The following is a 1,009-nucleotide window of genomic DNA, read 5'->3' as shown; positions in this document are numbered from 1 at the left end:
CACCTGTCCAGCGGAAGGAGAAGACGATGCCGAAATGCTCGGCCAGGAAGGCACCGGCCGGACCGCGCCGGCCGAAGGTGAGCAGCAGCAGATAGCCGGTCACCACCGGCGGCAGGATCAGCGGCAGATGCACCAGCCCGTTGAGAACCGTCTTGCCCCAGAACTGTCCCCGGGCAAGCAGAAGCGCGATCAAGATGCCCGGCGGCAGGCTGGCGAGCATCGCCACCGTTGCCACCTTGATGGACAGCCGGACCGCATTCCATTCGTCGGGAGTGAGGTCCAGCAGCCAGTTCATAGTGCCCCTTGGAACTCAGTTGCTCGGCGCGAGCACGGTAAATCCCTGATCCTTGAACAGCGCGGCCGCCTTGGCCGACTGCAGGCATTTCAGGAAAGCCGGCGTATCCTTGTCCTTCGAATCGGCGGTCTGGGCAACCGGATAGATGATCGGCGGATGCGAATCCTCCGGGAAGGTGCCGATCACCTTGACCCCCTTTTCGGCATGCGCGTCGGTGGCATAGACAATGCCAAGGGCGGCTTCGCCCGTCGAAACCAGTTTCAGCGCCGCGCGCACGTTTTCGGCCTGCGCCACCTTGCCCTCGACCGAGGACCAGACGCCGAGCGATTCAAGCGCGGCCTTGCCGTATTTGCCGGCCGGCACCGCCTTGAAATCTCCCATGGCGAGCTTGCCGTCGCCGATCAGCTTGGCGAGGTCGAAACCCTTCTCGATCCTGGTGTCGACCGCCGAGTCCTTCGGCGCCACCAGCACGATCTGATTGCCGAGCAGCTTCACTTCGGTGTCCGGCTTGGTCAGCTTCTTGTCGGAGAGATATTTCATCCAGTCGAGATCGGCCGAGATGAAGACGTCGGCAGGCGCCCCGCCCTCGATCTGCTTGGCCAGCGCCGAGCTCGCGGCATAGGAGACAGTCGCCGCCTCGCCGACATCGACCTCGCAGGCCTTGTTCACCGCGTCGAGCGCGTCCTTGAGGCTGGCTGCGGCAAACACCACCAC

1 protein-coding gene and 1 pseudogene are annotated in these 1,009 nt (G+C 64.0%); both read right to left on the bottom strand.

What is annotated here, in order from left to right:
- Window positions 1–295, bottom strand: a pseudogene (locus EN884_RS36940) (molybdate ABC transporter permease subunit); the annotation flags it as partial.
- A 15-nt stretch (window positions 296–310) separates the two neighbouring features.
- The coding region (gene modA / locus EN884_RS36935) for a molybdate ABC transporter substrate-binding protein (protein ID WP_127312835.1) at window positions 311–1,009 on the bottom strand (699 nt) is incomplete at its 5' end.

It is taken from the genome of Mesorhizobium sp. M7A.F.Ca.AU.001.01.1.1 (assembly GCF_004022735.1).
GTDB lineage: Bacteria > Pseudomonadota > Alphaproteobacteria > Rhizobiales > Rhizobiaceae > Mesorhizobium > Mesorhizobium ciceri.
Note: the sequence above shows the minus strand (reverse complement) of the source record. Positions and strands in the feature narration are given on the sequence as shown.